This window comes from Providencia sp. PROV004 (assembly GCF_011045615.1).
Taxonomy (GTDB): Bacteria; Pseudomonadota; Gammaproteobacteria; order Enterobacterales; family Enterobacteriaceae; genus Providencia; species Providencia rettgeri.
This window is the reverse complement of record NZ_CP042859.1, coordinates 1,795,938-1,811,553: the sequence shown is the minus strand read 5'-3', so window position 1 is coordinate 1,811,553 and position 15,616 is coordinate 1,795,938. Positions and strand designations below refer to the sequence as shown.

Genomic DNA, 15,616 nt, shown 5'->3' with positions numbered 1-15,616 from the left:
ATTAATCAATGAGAACCACACAAATGGATGATTTAACCCTTCGCTATTATGATGCGGAGATGCGATATCTGCGTGAAGCAGCTAAAGAATTCGCTCAAGCTCACCCCGATCGTGCGGCGTTATTAGATTTAGACAAAGTGGGCATTCCTGACCCTTTTGTTGAACGACTTTTTGAAGGTTTTGCCTTCTCCATGGGGCAATTGCGCCAAAAAATTGATGATGATTTACCTGAGTTAACAGAAGGGTTAGTTAGCCTACTTTGGCCTCATTATCTACAAACCATTCCATCGCTTTCTGTCGTTGAACTCGCGCCAGATATTCACGATATGAAACTCTCATCGGTGATCCCTGCTAACTTTGAAGTGCTTTCGCGCCCGATTGGTCCCAAAAAGACCGTCTGCCGCTATCGCACAACGCGAGACTTAACGCTCAATCCCATTGTGCTATCAACCGTTAATTTAACCACAGAGCCTGATGGCCGTTCCGTAATTCGTTTGCAGTTCGATTGTGCGAAGCTCGCTGACTGGAAACAAACCGCACTTAATGCACTCTCCTTTTATCTCTCTGGTGACGTTCCAACGACCTATGCACTCCATTTAGCGCTGACTAAGCAAGTTGCAGCCACCTATATTCGCCTGCCATCGTCCCCTGATCGTATTCGTTTACCCCTTTGGTTTTCCCCGGGGGGCTTTGCTGAAGAAGACCAACTGTGGCCTAAAAGTGATAGCACTTTCAGCGGCTACCAGCTATTACTGGAGTATTTTTCTTTCCGTGAAAAATTTTTTTTCGTCAACTTAAACGGGCTCGGTGAAATTCAATTACCTGAAGGATTGAGTCATTTTGAACTCGAAATTGTGCTTGATACGCTATGGGATAGCGACATTCCATTAAGTACGGATAACCTAAAACTGCACAGCGTTCCGGTGATCAACTTATTCAATATTGAAGCTGACCCACTCACCGTTAACGGGTTAGAAAGTGAATATTTACTGCGTCCCCGTCGCCTACAAGATGGGCACACCGAAATTTATGCTGTCGATACGGTTCATGGCACAAGACGAGATGAACACATTCATTATGTTCCATTCAGCAGTTTCCGCCACAGAGGCGGCATGTTGCGCCGCAATGCGCCAGAACACTACTACCACACTCGTGTTAAGCGCGGTGTCAGTGGGTTACATGATACATGGCTGATTTTAGGGGGAGAACGCGAACAACCGACCGCTACCCTTGAAAGTGAAACCTTATCTTTACAATTAACCGGCACTAACGGACAACTTCCACGCAAAGCGCTGCAAAGTACATTGCTCGACAGAACCGAAGAAACGCTACAAACCCAATTGCAGGTTCGTAATTTATGTAAGCCAACCCTGCCGTGCTATCCCCCTGCAGAAGATCGGTTCCATTGGCGTGTCCTCAGTCACCTTGGCGCTAGCTTCCTCAATATGATGGATAACGTAGAAGTATTACGTGGCACATTGGCACTCTATGACTGGCGAGATGATGATCTAAACAGCCGCAAACTCGATGCCATGATCCACGTTGAACAGCACCTTATTGAGCGCTTCGAAAAAGGCTTTTTACAGCGTGGTATTGCCATCGATATCACCCTTGATAGCAACGGATTTAACGGTGAAGGTGATATTCATCTCTTTGGTGAAATGCTCAATCGCTTTTTCGCGCTTTATACCGACGTGCATCTATTTAACCAATTAACTCTCCATATTGTACCAAAAGGAAATAGCCTCACATGGACAGAGAATCATCCTCAGTAAATCAGCTTTTTGATGCACTAGGGGAGCGTCTACCACTGGTTAACTTCTATCGGTTTTGCCAACTGCTAGAACAGAGTAATAAACAGCGCCCGCCACTCGGTAGCACCCAAGACCCGAAAACAGATGTTATCCGGTTTCGTCCCCATCGTGGGATGGGTTTTCCTGTCACCGAAATTAAAGGTATCGACATTGAAGACCGCTACCGAGATAGCAACACACCCAGTATTCGAACGACATTTTTAGGGTTATATGGTGTCACTTCCCCGCTACCGACAACCTACCTTGATGACATTGCACAACGACGTGAGGGAACCGAGTCTCTTACCGATTTTTTAGATATTTTTAACCACCGACTGACGACGCAGTTTTATCGTATTTGGCGAAAATACTCTTACCCTGCAACATTTTTAGCGGGAGGTGAAGACGAAACTTCCCAGTATTTATATGGGTTAATTGGCTTAGGTATACCTGGCACGGCGCAACATATACAAGCTCCGTTATCCCGCTTTCTCGCATTACTGGGTACGCTACGTTTTCCAACTCGTACCGCCGAAGGGGTTATATCATTAGTTAAATTACTCGCGCCTGATACCCAAGTTAACATCAAGCCTCATGACCCAAGACGCATTGAGCAAACCACTCAAACAGGGTTATCCTGCAGAACACCGATGACCTTAACCAACAAGCCTGTTTTAGGTCAGTATTCTACCGATATAAACAGCCAAATTTTGATTACCTTACAGACAGATAACTTTAATGAAGCCCGCAATTGGTTGCCTGACGGACAACTGTATCAAGATTTAATGGCGCTGTTGCATGTTTACCTAGGGTCAAGAGTCAATGCCCGTCTTTGTCTCAAATTACCCAGAAAGTTGCTCCCTAACGCAACGTTAAGCACGCAATCTCGCCAAGGTGTTCAACTGGGACGTACCGCCGCGATGGGCACATTGGCGCCTAATGCCCCTCACCGAGAACACATTATTACCTTAAATTTGGGGCGCTATCAGCGGTTATCGGCAACATCACACTCTACGCCGCCCTCACATTATGCTAATTATCGATTCTAATTCTGGGACTCACCTATGAAACAACTCCCTTTATTGTCATTTTGCGGCAAGACATTGGTGCTTCTGACAGCATTAAACCTCACTGGATGCGGACTGACTCAAATGGTCAGCGATGGCACTCGCAGTGCAGCAAACGCGATATTTTATAAGCAAGTGAAAGTCGTCCATCTTGATTTCGTGGCACGCGAAGCACTCAATACTGACGATACTGGCGCTTCGCTATCAACGATTATCCGTGTTTATCAACTAAAAAACTTTGAAAGCTTTGTTGAAAGCGACTATGCCACCCTTTTCGCTAAAGATAGCCAAGTACTCAAATCCTCATTAGTCACACAAAAAGACCTGCGAATTCGCCCTGGCGAATCAATTTCCCTTGATATGCCCCTTGAGGACGGTGCTGAATTTGTTGCCGTTGCCGTGATGTTCCATCACCCTGACCTTATCACCGACAACTGGCGCGTGGTGATCCCCAAAAAGCGGTTATTACCCGATGATCCACGCTTACTCACCCTCGCGGATAACACCATGACCTTGAAACCACTCGGAGAAAAATAGCATGTCCCAGCCTTCATTATATGAAATGTTGACGGGGTATTTTGCGGGAGGATTAGATATTGATGCTATCCCAGAACATGACCAAGTGATGGTATCCGTGATGGACAATATTCGCCGCATTCTCAACGCCAGAGCGGGTAGCATCGAACATCTTCCCGACTACGGACTCCCCGATATGAGTAAAATGATCCAAGGTCTCCCCGGTACCGCTCACAATATGATGACCATTTTATCAGCAACGTTACTCAAGTATGAGCCCCGTATCAAATCACTCTCTTTAGTGTTATTACCGCAAAATAGCTTTGGGGCACTCCATTACGCCCTTGAGGTTGAATTACATGAGCAAGGGTTAATCCGTTATGGCACTGAGTTTATGCCGGATGGACGCATTCTCGTCCACCATCTGAAAAAACAATTCGATACGATTTAACCGACGATAGCGTGAAAAGACTATGACCCCAGATTTAAACACATTACGCCTTGGTGGCGACCCTCGCACCCTGGCTGATTTCTCTGCCCTTAAAGACGAGTTAAACAAACGCTTCCACCCTGCCCGCCCTGATGTTGACTGGGCGCGAGCTCATGGGCTATGTTTGTCCTTATTCAACCAAAATGGCGCTGATTTACAAACTTGCGCATGGTTTACCCTGATCCGCCAGCATCAAAATGGCATAGCGGGATTAAACGAAGGCTTATCTTTACTCCAACATTTACTGAGCCGCCACTGGCAAGGATTATGGCCACAACAGACCCATGCCCGGGTTGAGATCCTCGCAACGCTGAGCCAACAACTCATGACAGGGTTACGCGCCCATGCACCTGTTTATGCAGACCTGCCAGCACTGTATCAAACTGAAGCGACGCTCAACCAAATTGGACAGTTGCTGCAAACATTAGAGCTCAAACACCTCACTCAGCTGGAACGACTGCAAAACTTGCTCACCACTCAAGCCAAGCAACTCGAAAATACCGATGTTCCCGATAGTGGTTTTATTCCACCAACGCCGCTGCAATTGCCGAAAACCTCACCATCATCATTTCATGCCCGTGCCGCAGCAACGCCAATTTCCATCAAGGCCAATGCCACTATCAGTACACCGACCAAGCCTTCTTACCGCAAAGGCATTTGTGTGGGTCTGGCTTTCGGTATTGTGCTCACAGGCGCGCTGTGTGCAGGAACTTTGTATGTGTTACACCCGCAAATCAATAACCACGTTTTAGCGCAAGCGCTACCCCAGTTACCTGACTTTACGCCGAATATTGCCTCAATTCTTGAGCAACAATTACAACCTAATGCCGCGCAACCGAATAGTTTTTCTCCTGAAAAACTCAAGGTAATCGATAACTACCTCGTAGAATTAGAGTCCGTCTCCCCAATTTGGTCTCAACAGTATGGATTAAGCATGGTGAGTTACCTCACGAAGCAATATGGTGAACGGCAAGAAGTCAGAGCGTTAAACGATAAATGGCAGCAAAATATGCAAATCAATGCGTCATCTCGCGATAAACTCCAACAGTGGTCTGAAGGAATGTCAGAGTTAAATAATCTCAGTACGCGCTTAGACAGTCTCGATGGTAAACCTCGCAGCTATATCACTGGGTCTGAATTAAAAACGATTATTTTTAATGCACGTCAACATTTTAATCAAGGGTTGCCACTCGAAGAAGAACTACGCCAACTAGAACAATTACAAGCGCAAGGCACTGTACCTGAATCAGAATATCAACGTATTGATACTCACTTTAAACAACTATTGAACCGATATGCATTGATTCAGCAAAATAAATAATTCCCTATCACTCGATAAATTGCTCATCGATATTGCCATCATTCTCGCCTTATTTTTCATAAATAAATGTATTTGAGTATAAGTGGGAATATCAAATCAATCATCGGCATGCTCAATTTGAAGAAAATACAATGAGTCAGGATGAACAAGGCGAAAATATCCAGCACCATTTTGTCAATTTGATGTGAAAAAACGGGTTTCTTGGGAATGTACGACTGAACATCAATCACGGAACGCCAAAGCCCACCTTTATGTCCCTGCAACCAAAGTGGTTCCTGTTATTTTTTTACCTAGCATTATGGGGTCTAACTTAAAACATAAAGATACGGGCGATTCTGTCTGACGACAACCGTTCTACTGAGATGAATGGCGATAAGCGCAAATATACGTTACTCAAATCTAACAATAAATGGAAAAGTACGCCATCAATGGATTATGAGAGCGGGCACGATGACGGTACAGTGCCTAAATATTCTATAAATTTAGATAGAAAAGAAATGTTTAAAGAAATTTTAGAATTCATTATTAAGACAAATATAACAAATGATTGAAATCTGGAATAGGATTTTACAACCCTTTAATGTTCGTCAAAATGCTTATTAATCGGTTAATTAACGCAGTGCTAACTTACTTTCTGCTATTACGCTATGTATACTAGTTATCATCGATGAATGAATCAAAAATGAGTTACCTTATATTTATTAGTGCATTATTCTCATTCATTATATTAAATTGTGCATATGCAACTAAAACCATTGGTTGCTATTATTTACACTATTCCGAGAAAAAATCAAATAATGATGTTAATACACTTATTAATCTAAAATTTAAATTTAACAATGAGGCTAAGTTAACTATTTCATCCTGGCAAGAATTATATGCTTGCCAGGGGAATTATACATTAAAAGAAATAGCCACAGGATTTAATGCATCTATTATTGATGAACAGGATTGTAAAATCCCCCCGCCTCAATTCGTTATAAGCAAAAATGCTAATAGATATTTAATTAAAAATGAGTCACTTTTAATTAATGATCCCTCCTCCTACCAACTGATTGAGTGCCATTCTGAGTGATTGAAATGACTTGGCCGCTTGAATGTTATTTTATTTTTTATACGAGAATTGATTAATTATTTTTACTTCCAAGAAGGTCTAGTAATTTCTAGTGGAATCTAAGTACTCATGTATATAGTATTTTTTATGGGCAAATTTATTTAGCCGATACCAGAAGAAAAGAGATGAAGCAAAAACAGCCTTTAGAGAGCATAAACCAACTGATAGATGTACAAATAAAGTTATTGCTAAAATTATTTATACTGTAAGAGCCGGACAGGCCACTGAACCCTATTTATTCTAAATGTTTTTTTATCGTACCAATACATTGTTTGGAATTATCTATAATGATGACTTTAGAAGAAAATAAAGGATTTTGTGCAAAGAAATCATCAAGCTGCTTATCAAATTGCTTTGCAAAGCGTAGTAACTCAACTGTATTGAAAAATGTCTCTTTGGGCCGTATCGTTGTAAATTTAGATGCAAGGTATCGTTTTACGATTCTAAAGGCACATATATGGTAAGGTACATTTAAGCGAATAATTAACGTATAGTCATGAAAAAAGGGAGTTAAACGCCTATCGTAAGCACCTTCAATAATCCATTCTTTTTTAGATGTTATCTCTAAGACTAATGCGTTAATAATAGGTTGAGGATTTTTGATATATTCTGCCTGAGTTTTATTCCAATAAATTTCATCATAGCCATATACAGGCGTATTAAATTCATCGGCTAGCTTGGCAGATAATGTTGTTTTTCCTGCCCCGGACGTCCCTATAATACAAATTTTCATATTTTATCTTCATTTATTAATAATCAAACTGCGAATGATAGATTTACATAATAACTATGCCGATGAACCAAAAATTAAAAAATATTATTCGAAATAATATATTTTAATTAATTTTAACATAAATATCAATGCGTTAAAAACAATGTAGACCATGATAATTTTAATTTATATTGCTGAATTATTGATAAAACAATATACTTATCCCCCTTATGACTAGTACTATAGCTAAGTACCAGATAATTATAAGTGACACTATTCATATCCCCACAATAAAACCGTCGATAGGATATATACATGATAAATCAAAGCCCCACATGCAATGACACACCGGATGGCTATATCAATGCACAAGATGCAGGTATATTACCAAATACAGATAAAGATTTAAGTCAGGCGATATTAAGTTTACTTAAAGAAAGTAACACATCTCATAAAGGTATTTATTTCCCTGCCGGTACTTACTTATTTGCTAGCGATGTATTATTAACATCTTATAATTCCTTATTGGGTTCGATAGAAGGCACAATTTTTCGTTGTTTAAATCCCAAAGGACAATCGGTTATGTTCGGTGATAGTACCTACAGAACAAAAGTGTCAAATATAAACATAGAGAACATAATCTTTGACAATATTCGAATACATTTTTATGGACACAAATCTGCAATTCGTATTAGCCATAATGTATTTATTAACACAATAACCGAATACAGCACAGCGCAACTGACCTGTTCTAGTCATTTCTATACAATAAATGGTAATGTTTTTATGCGTGGGCGTAACTATGCAGGAGTTGGTCTTAGTACTTATGGTAATAGTTCCGGTTTATTAATTGAACAAAATTTTTTAGGTTCGGTCGATGAGATTAACTTAGCAACACCATGGCTTGATAAAAAAACACAGATACTGCTCACCACACTTTTAAGTTTAAGAGATAAAAAATTAATATCTTTTGATGATGCCCAAGGTGAATTTGTTTCCGGTTGGTATTCGACGAGTAATCTCAAAAAAGGGATATTTCGTAAAAACTTTATTTCAGGTAGTGACCAAATCTTTCTCTACAATCCTAAAACAGATAAAGATGATATACAACGTGATCATGGTATTTATATTAAACAGTATGAACAAGTTGAAGTTATTCAAAATTATTTCTCTGGCTGGCCAAAAGATGATAAGCCATCCGGTCAATTAAAGTTTCGTAATGCAAAAGGACTCGTATTTGCTGGTAACTATCTTAATCACATTTCTTTTAATGCACGCCCCTATGACAATGTCGATGACAAATGGCTAATTATGCAAGACACCTTCATTTTTAATAATTATTTATCTGACGCTTTAATTAGCTATTGGCAAAATTTTGTAGATACTGAAGATAAATCTATTAATATTAAAAATTATCTAGTTTTCTCTAATCGCTTTATCAATAGGACTAAGAGCAAACCATTAGTTACTTCACCAGAAAAATCATTCTCATCTAATCAGTTCTTTTGTTCAGAGAATATTTTCGTTGAAACAAACGAGTTAGTACCGACAAGTGGTGTCATTGCTGAAATAACAATTGATAAAATAAAGGCCCGCCTACCTGATTATGCAGCACAATATTTATCGACTAAACCGATCATGCCATAATTTATAGGTACTTTTTATATGTCACGTTTAGTTAAATAATGTCGTTGCATGCCTGTCTCCGGGAAGTCAGGTAATGACATTTGTTTCACATATCCTAATTTTTCATAAAATGGCAAGGCTTGAAAACTAAATGTGTCAACTAAGCTATGAATACAACCTAATTTTATTGCTTCCCGTTCAGCGGTATACATCAATTCACGCCCTAATCCATCATTTCTGGCAATTTCACTAACCCATAAATAATCAATACATAACCAATTTGCCTTAACTGAGGCAAGTAAACCACCAAGCATCACACCATCATCATTTTTAAAATAAATTCCTAATGAACCAAACCGGTCGGCATTTAAAAACTGAGTATTAAAACTACGCAACCCTGCAAGTAACTCCTCTTTATCTTCAGTGGTGATTTCATGTGCAATAATAATATTCATTCGATACTCTGCTGATTCTCGGCTAATAACGTATTATTTCAAACATATTTACCTTGGTAAGTAAACAGTAAAATAGAGATAATAGAATAACCTATTTTAAAATACATCCGTTTCGATAATTTGGGTAATTAAGGCTGTTACAGACAATATCAATGAAGATTTGATCATTTGCTGAAAACGGTGTTTTTGCAATTCAATTAATTGATTATCAATAAGATCTTCCGGCTGATTAAATCTCATCATTTCTGGTAATGGTTCCATACAATGAAGCATTTTAATACTGCCTAAAATTTCATCATCCGTAAAATTTATATTTATTTTTTCTGCAGATAATGACTCATTCAAAGCAAGAAATAATTCTATATCTTCATAGGTTTCACGAGAAATAGCCCCTAACGCAAATAAGAGTTTCAAACGAACCGATAACTCCCCTAATGGGCCATTTCCAGTTAAAAGAGGCTCAACTGCATATTTTACTGCATAGTCATCCTTTCTGAAAACTTTTAACATTAATTTATCAATAGCTTGTGAAATTAAAATAACGACATCTTGAACAAATAAGTGCACCTCTGGTCGTTGATTCAACCGCTCAAGAATTTGATTTTCAATGTTTTGTTTATTTTCCATATTAGCTTCTTTTATCACTTTATGGCTATATTACTTGCTTTCACATAGTAGGTAGCCATAAAGTGATTGAACCTCAATAATTAACCCATTATCCGTAATATTACTTTTTACTCAACATCATTAACTGGTATTGAGTACAAATTTTATCAATTACCTCTGGATATTGCTCTATTCCACAAAGTTGAATGACCGTTTGGGTAAGTCCTTTGTCTGCAATTAACTTTGCCATTTCATTTGCTTGGGGATCAGTTTCACACCTAAAATGCAATGCAGCTGCAATACCTATGATCAGATTTTCATGTGATAATTGATATTCAAATGTACCTAATAACGGCTTAATTAGGCGATCATTTGAACTTAATTTTCGCATAGGTTGTCGTCCTACTCGGCTAACATCATCTTTTAAATATGGGTTCGCAAAGCGGCTCAGTATTTTATCTATGTATTGATTATGTATTTTCGAATCAAAGCCATAACGTTGAATTAATACTTGCCCGCTTTCTTTCATTGCCGATTTAACAATAGTGTGGATCCTCAAATCGCCAATCGCTTCACTAATTGTTTGGTATCCATATAATTGTCCCAGATAAGCTGTTATTGCATGGCCTGTATTTAACGTAAATAGCTTACGTTCGACAAATGCCATTAGATTATCCGTTAATTCCATTCCTTCGATAATAGGAATATCACCAACAAATTGTGTCTGATCAACAATCCACTCACTAAAGGATTCGACGGTAACATCAAGCGGGTCATCATTCGCTACCTCCATCGGAGGAACAATACGGTCAACTGCGGAGTCTACAAAACCAATATGCTGCTCAACCCATTGATGTAACTCTTCAGGCAATTGAGCCAATACATGTTGCTTTAATTGGCTAGTTCCTCTCACCATATTTTCACATGCAATAATATTGAGTGGCTGGTTATTTCCCAACGATTTTCTATGAATAATGCCTTTAGCTATCGTTGAGGAAATTTTTTCAAGCACTTGAGGCCCGACTGCTGTTGTAAGCATATCTGCCGTTGCAATAAACTCTATCGTTTTAGGGTCATTACTATTAACAGCGTGAATGTGTTGGACTTTCTCAATACGATTTTCCTGACCAACAACATGAACATTATAAGATTGTTGATGTGCTAGTTGGTCAATTAATGGCTGATTGACATCCGTAAAAGTGACTTGTGAATTTGCGTCTGCTAATAATTTACCAATAAAACCGCGGCCTATATTTCCTGCACCAAAATGAATGACTTTCATTATTATTCTCCTTATGCTGCACTTTGAGACGCTAAAATTTCGAGTACTTCCTGAACATCTTGGGTTTCACATAAACGCTCAATGACCCCATCTTCATCTAAAGCGGAAGTAATTCGTGTAATAACTTCAATGTGCTCATTATTTTGTGCTGCAATACCAATCACTAAGCGAGCAATTTCATCGGGTTCTTCACCAAATTGTACGCCTTTAGGATATTGGCAAATAACAATGCCAGTTTTTAATACGCGGTCTTTGGCTTCTATTGTTCCGTGAGGTACCGCAATAGACTCTCCAAGATATGTTGGTGTTAGTTTTTCACGAGCTAGCATAGCCTCTATATATTCAGGCTCAACATACCCGCCTTCAACTAGCTTCTGCCCTACAAAGCGGATAGCTTGGGTTTTATTTTCTGCCGCCAGATTTAAATGAATGTGCTTCGCACTTAAAGTAAACAAAGCCTCTTCATGTTCGGTTATGTCATATGACTCATCATTAGCCGCAACAATAGTTTGTTTAATTAAATGCCCATCATTAGCTGCCTTAGGATTTTTTTTAGCTATTAAATTCGTGACTAAATCATTATACGTTTGACTATCTAAGAAGTTTGTTAAAGAAATATGGATTGCATTTGGCGCAAATGATTTCGCTCTTTGCGTTAAATCCCTATGAGTGATAACAATATCAACATTTTCTGGTAAATCGTTGATTGCCATATTAGTGACGGTGATGTCTAGCAAGCCAGCATCACGTACTTTTTTGGCTAATACCCCCGCTCCCATTGCACTTGAGCCCATGCCTGCATCGCAAGCGACAATAATGTTGTGCACTTGAGCTAAATTGATAGAAGCATCTTTATTGATTGAATTTACTGATGATGACTTTGATTGCGTTTTCATATTACGCATTTTTTTCGTCGCACTCTCGAGTTCATCATCATCACCAATTCGTGTTCGTTTTAATAAAAGAGCTGAAACGATGAAAGAAACAACTGTAGCACTTGCGACCGATAAAATAACGCCGATAAGTGATGATTTAGGCGTCATCAGTAGAACTGCAAATATTGAGCCCGGGGATGCAGGAGAGACTAACCCAGCATGAAAAAGGTTCATCACAAATACCCCTGTCATTCCACCCAGAATAACAGCAAGAATTAACCGAGGATTCATTAAGACGTAAGGAAAATAAATTTCATGGATGCCACCAAAAAAGTGAATAATTGCGGCTCCTGGCGCAGACTGCTTAGCATTACCTTTGCCAAAAAACATATACGCGAGTAAAACACCTAAACCGGGTCCAGGGTTGGCTTCAATTAAGAAAAAGATGGATGCACCTGTTTCTGATGCTTGCTGAATACCTAGTGGTGAAAAAATACCGTGATTGATAGCATTATTAAGAAATAAGATTTTGGCAGGTTCAACAAAAATAGACGTGAGTGGAAGTAAATTATTCTCCACCATCACATTTACACCGGCTGCTAATATCTTGGATAGCCCTGCAACAAGAGGCCCAATCGCTAAATAAGCCAAAATGGCTAATAACATACCGATAATGCCAGATGAAAAATTATTCACTAACATTTCAAAACCCGTTTTAATTTTGCCTTCTATCCACAAATCAAAACGTTTTATTGCATATCCGCCTAATGGACCAGCAATCATTGCCCCCATAAACATTGGCATGTCGGCCCCAACAATTACACCCATTGTTGTTATTGCGCCAACTATTCCACCCCGCTCTCCACCGACTAAACGGCCACCGGTATAACCGATTAATAGTGGTAGTAAATAGGTGATCATAGGGCCTACAAGTTGAGCTAATGTCTCATTAGGCCACCAGCCAGTTGGGATAAATAACGCAGTAATTAATCCCCAAGCGATAAAAGCACCGATATTAGGCATAACCATATTACTGAGGAAACGCCCAAAATTCTGTACCTTTAATTTGATATTTGATGTTACCATGACAGAACCCCGTGGTACGAGAATGATAAAGTAGTAACGTTATCGCCAAATAACGTCCGTGATTTTTTCAACACTTTCACTCTAGCATGAGCTTTATCAGATTCGCACCACGTGGGCCTTTATGTGATCAAAGTCACCATTACCCCCCTGTCCACCCTATATTTATATTGATGAAGCTCACAAAAAGCTCGTGTCACTAAATTACATTGATCTTTTTTTGCACTAAAAAACCATTTTTTGTGACTTAAATCACAAATTAAAAAACGTTATTTATCTTTAAATAGTGACTTTTGTCACAATTAATTTTCAGTTTCTCTTTTTTAATCCTATGAGCTGCTATCAAATTCTCAACTGACCAAATACTTTTTTAATTTTGTAATAAAATTACCAAATGTATTTTCTTTGTTTTTCTTTTTATGCTGCAACAAATCAGATTATCGTTTCTTATGGTCAATGCTTGTTATCGCTATTTGTAAACTTAATTCTTAATTACATTATTGTTATCTTTTAGCGACAATCTTAAATAGAGCTAACTGCAACATGTTATTATCAATACATTATTTAGCCTTGCTTCGCTGAGTGTTCATCGATAAATTACCTCTAATTTTCTTAATTAAAATGTGAATATCATGACGTTAACCGTTATTGTTTTTCTTTTAGTTTATATTGCAATGGGCTTTGGTAAGCTACCAGGCTTCAAAGTTGATAGAACTGGAGCTGCTGTTATTGGCGCCCTCGCTATGATGGCTATCGGCAGTATTACACCGCCTCATGCGTGGAATGCTATCGATTACCGAACGATTGGTATGTTATTTGGGCTTATGGTCGTTTCTGCTTCTTTTGTTGTGTCTGGTTTTTATAGTTGGACCGCAAACCGAGTGGCAATGCTAAAAGTTTCTCCCCCTACATTACTCGCGGTTTTAATTCTTGTCGGTGGCTTTCTTTCTGCATTTCTCACTAACGATGTTGTTGTTGTCGCCATGACACCATTATTAGTATCAATTAGTTTATCTCGCGGTTTAAACCCAATTCCATTTTTACTTGGTTTTTGTTTCGCGGCGAATAATGGCGCGGCCGGCTCATTAATTGGTAGCCCACAAAATATGATCGCAGCCCAAGGGCTCGATATCTCGTTTGTAGGCTTATTACAGGCATCAGCAATACCAGCCCTACTTTCTTTACCATTAACATGGTTGGTACTCGTTTGGTTATATCGTAATCGTTGGTATTTGGCTAAAGAAAATACGCTAGCAGCTTCCCCACAAAAAACCCAAGAAACATTAAATGTATGGGAGACAGCAAAAGCTGGTGTTATTACTTTCGCAGTCATCATTGCCTTTATTGTGACTGATATTCCTAAAGAACTTATAGCATTGACTGCTGCTGGTTTTTTATTATTAAACCGGTCCATTGCCTCGAGTGATATGCTTAAACTCGTCGACGGTAATCTTCTATTACTCATCATGGGGTTATTTGTTGTTAACGCTGCTTTTGCCGCCACAGGCCTTCCTCAGCAATTATTAACGGATTTACGAAGCTACGGTGTGGATCTCAATAATCCATTAGCCCTATTTTTAGTGACCGGTGTTCTAAGCACTATCGTTGGAAATAATCCCTCAGTTATGTTACTCGTCCCATTCTTAACACCTGATGGTAATGCCGATTCATTAGGCGCAGCTCTTGTATTGGGTTCAGGCTTTTCAAGTAATTTACTGGTCTTCGGTAGCCTTGCTGGAATTATTGTCGTTGAACAATCAGCGGCATATGGTGTAAAAATCTCTTTCGGTGAATTTTCTAAATCCGGAGGAGTTGTCGCGCTATTGTGTATGCTATTAGCCGCTGCATGGATTATAATTGCTTTATAGCCGTTTTAACCAATCTGCTATTACATTAGCAGATTGGTTATAATTATATTTCCTATGGAAGTATTGCAAAAGAACGCACAGGAAAACCACTGGCATTATTTGGTTTAGCGACAATATTAAAAATCACGGCACCACGTGTGGGCACTTGGTCTAAATTAGCGAGTAATTCAACTTGGTATGTATCTTGCTCTAATACATAATACTCACCGAGTAATGCATTATTTTTTCGAAAATCTTTTGCTGCATCAGTATCAAATGTTTCATGTCCAATAGCTTTTATTCCACGTTCTTCAAATAAAAATTTAAGAGCGTCCATTCCCCAACCCGGTATTTGGTTATTGCCCTCATCATCTTTATTATCCATAAGCTCTTGTGATGGCCAACGTTTACTCCAATCGGTACGTAATGCAACAAAACTCCCGGATTCAATTTGGCCATTTTGTGCTTCAAAATTGAGAATATCATTACGAGAAAATGCAAAATTAGGATCTTCTTTTGCTCTTTCTGATTGGTCTATAACAATCAATGGCAAAACAAGTTCCTTTAATTCGAGTTCATGTAAATAACGCATTCCTTCGACAAAATGACAAGGAGCATCAATATGAGTGCCATATTGGCCTGGAAATGTAAATTGCTGTGCAAAAAAACCCTCTGGATAACCAAATAATGTTTTAAACTCAGCAGAATCAAACATAAAAAAATGCGGTGAATCTTTATCGAAGCTATGTGTCAAATCAACCCATCTTTTAGATTTTATTACATTAAATGCATCAATTAATTCGTTACTCATACTTTCCCCTGTCAGTTT

The 15,616-nt window shown here is 38.9% G+C and carries 14 protein-coding genes; 8 read left to right on the top strand and 6 right to left on the bottom strand.

All coding sequences use genetic code 11. The features are described 5' to 3' along the window. Positions 1–23: 23 nt before the first annotated feature. From tssF to FVA69_RS07850, 6 genes are all read left to right on the top strand, one after another. Positions 24–1,775: a type VI secretion system baseplate subunit TssF gene (tssF, locus tag FVA69_RS07875; protein WP_110732018.1), complete on the top strand. Its 1,752-nt coding sequence runs from the start codon at positions 24–26 to the stop codon at positions 1,773–1,775. Beyond that, positions 1,751–2,842, top strand: coding sequence for a type VI secretion system baseplate subunit TssG (gene tssG, locus FVA69_RS07870; RefSeq protein WP_109911508.1), 1,092 nt, complete (start codon positions 1,751–1,753; stop codon positions 2,840–2,842). Before tssF ends, tssG begins: the two co-directional genes overlap by 25 nt. 15 nt (positions 2,843–2,857) lie before the next feature. Further along, positions 2,858–3,397 (top strand): type VI secretion system lipoprotein TssJ, encoded by a 540-nt coding sequence (tssJ, locus tag FVA69_RS07865; RefSeq protein WP_164528638.1) that lies wholly within the window; start codon positions 2,858–2,860, stop codon positions 3,395–3,397. Between the two features lies 1 nt (position 3,398). Then, entirely contained in the window at positions 3,399–3,827 is a 429-nt protein-coding gene (gene tssE / locus FVA69_RS07860; protein WP_004912512.1) for a type VI secretion system baseplate subunit TssE, read from the top strand. 22 nt (positions 3,828–3,849) lie between these two features. Continuing rightward, positions 3,850–5,187, top strand: coding sequence for a VasL domain-containing protein (locus FVA69_RS07855; protein ID WP_164528637.1), 1,338 nt, complete (start codon positions 3,850–3,852; stop codon positions 5,185–5,187). A 667-nt stretch (positions 5,188–5,854) separates the two neighbouring features. Next, a complete protein-coding gene (locus FVA69_RS07850) occupies positions 5,855–6,262 on the top strand; it encodes a hypothetical protein (RefSeq protein WP_164528636.1) in 408 nt (135 codons plus the stop codon). A 274-nt stretch (positions 6,263–6,536) separates the two neighbouring features. Here the strand turns inward: FVA69_RS07850 and FVA69_RS07845 are convergent, their stop codons facing one another. Beyond that, the gene (locus FVA69_RS07845) at positions 6,537–7,034 is read right to left on the bottom strand and encodes an AAA family ATPase (RefSeq protein ID WP_164528635.1); all 498 of its coding nucleotides are present in this window, start codon (positions 7,032–7,034) and stop codon (positions 6,537–6,539) included. A gap of 294 nt (positions 7,035–7,328) precedes the next feature. Between FVA69_RS07845 and FVA69_RS07840 the strand changes: the two genes are divergently transcribed. Continuing rightward, positions 7,329–8,660 carry a glycosyl hydrolase family 28-related protein gene (locus tag FVA69_RS07840; protein ID WP_164528634.1) on the top strand — a complete coding sequence of 444 codons (1,332 nt, stop codon included), beginning with the start codon at positions 7,329–7,331 and terminating at the stop codon, positions 8,658–8,660. A 14-nt stretch (positions 8,661–8,674) separates the two neighbouring features. Here FVA69_RS07840 and FVA69_RS07835 read toward each other — a convergent pair whose 3' ends face one another. The 4 genes from FVA69_RS07835 to FVA69_RS07820 form a co-directional block, all read right to left on the bottom strand. Next, a complete protein-coding gene (locus FVA69_RS07835; RefSeq protein WP_164528633.1) occupies positions 8,675–9,094 on the bottom strand; it encodes a GNAT family N-acetyltransferase in 420 nt (139 codons plus the stop codon). A gap of 96 nt (positions 9,095–9,190) precedes the next feature. Further along, a complete protein-coding gene (locus tag FVA69_RS07830) occupies positions 9,191–9,721 on the bottom strand; it encodes an MltR family transcriptional regulator (RefSeq protein ID WP_004912528.1) in 531 nt (176 codons plus the stop codon). Positions 9,722–9,821: 100 nt separating this feature from the next. Next, the gene (locus FVA69_RS07825; protein ID WP_164528632.1) at positions 9,822–10,982 is read right to left on the bottom strand and encodes a mannitol-1-phosphate 5-dehydrogenase; all 1,161 of its coding nucleotides are present in this window, start codon (positions 10,980–10,982) and stop codon (positions 9,822–9,824) included. Positions 10,983–10,993: 11 nt separating this feature from the next. After that, positions 10,994–12,943, bottom strand: a complete 1,950-nt coding sequence (locus FVA69_RS07820; RefSeq protein ID WP_109911503.1) for a PTS mannitol transporter subunit IICBA — start codon at positions 12,941–12,943, stop codon at positions 10,994–10,996. Between the two features lie 629 nt (positions 12,944–13,572). Here FVA69_RS07820 and FVA69_RS07815 point away from each other — a divergent pair. Next, a complete protein-coding gene (locus tag FVA69_RS07815; protein ID WP_004912534.1) occupies positions 13,573–14,808 on the top strand; it encodes an SLC13 family permease in 1,236 nt (411 codons plus the stop codon). A 52-nt stretch (positions 14,809–14,860) separates the two neighbouring features. Here FVA69_RS07815 and FVA69_RS07810 read toward each other — a convergent pair whose 3' ends face one another. Then, on the bottom strand, positions 14,861–15,598 hold the full coding sequence (locus tag FVA69_RS07810; RefSeq protein ID WP_109911502.1) for a cyclase family protein: 738 nt from the start codon (positions 15,596–15,598) through the stop codon (positions 14,861–14,863). Between the last annotated feature and the right edge of the window lie 18 nt (positions 15,599–15,616).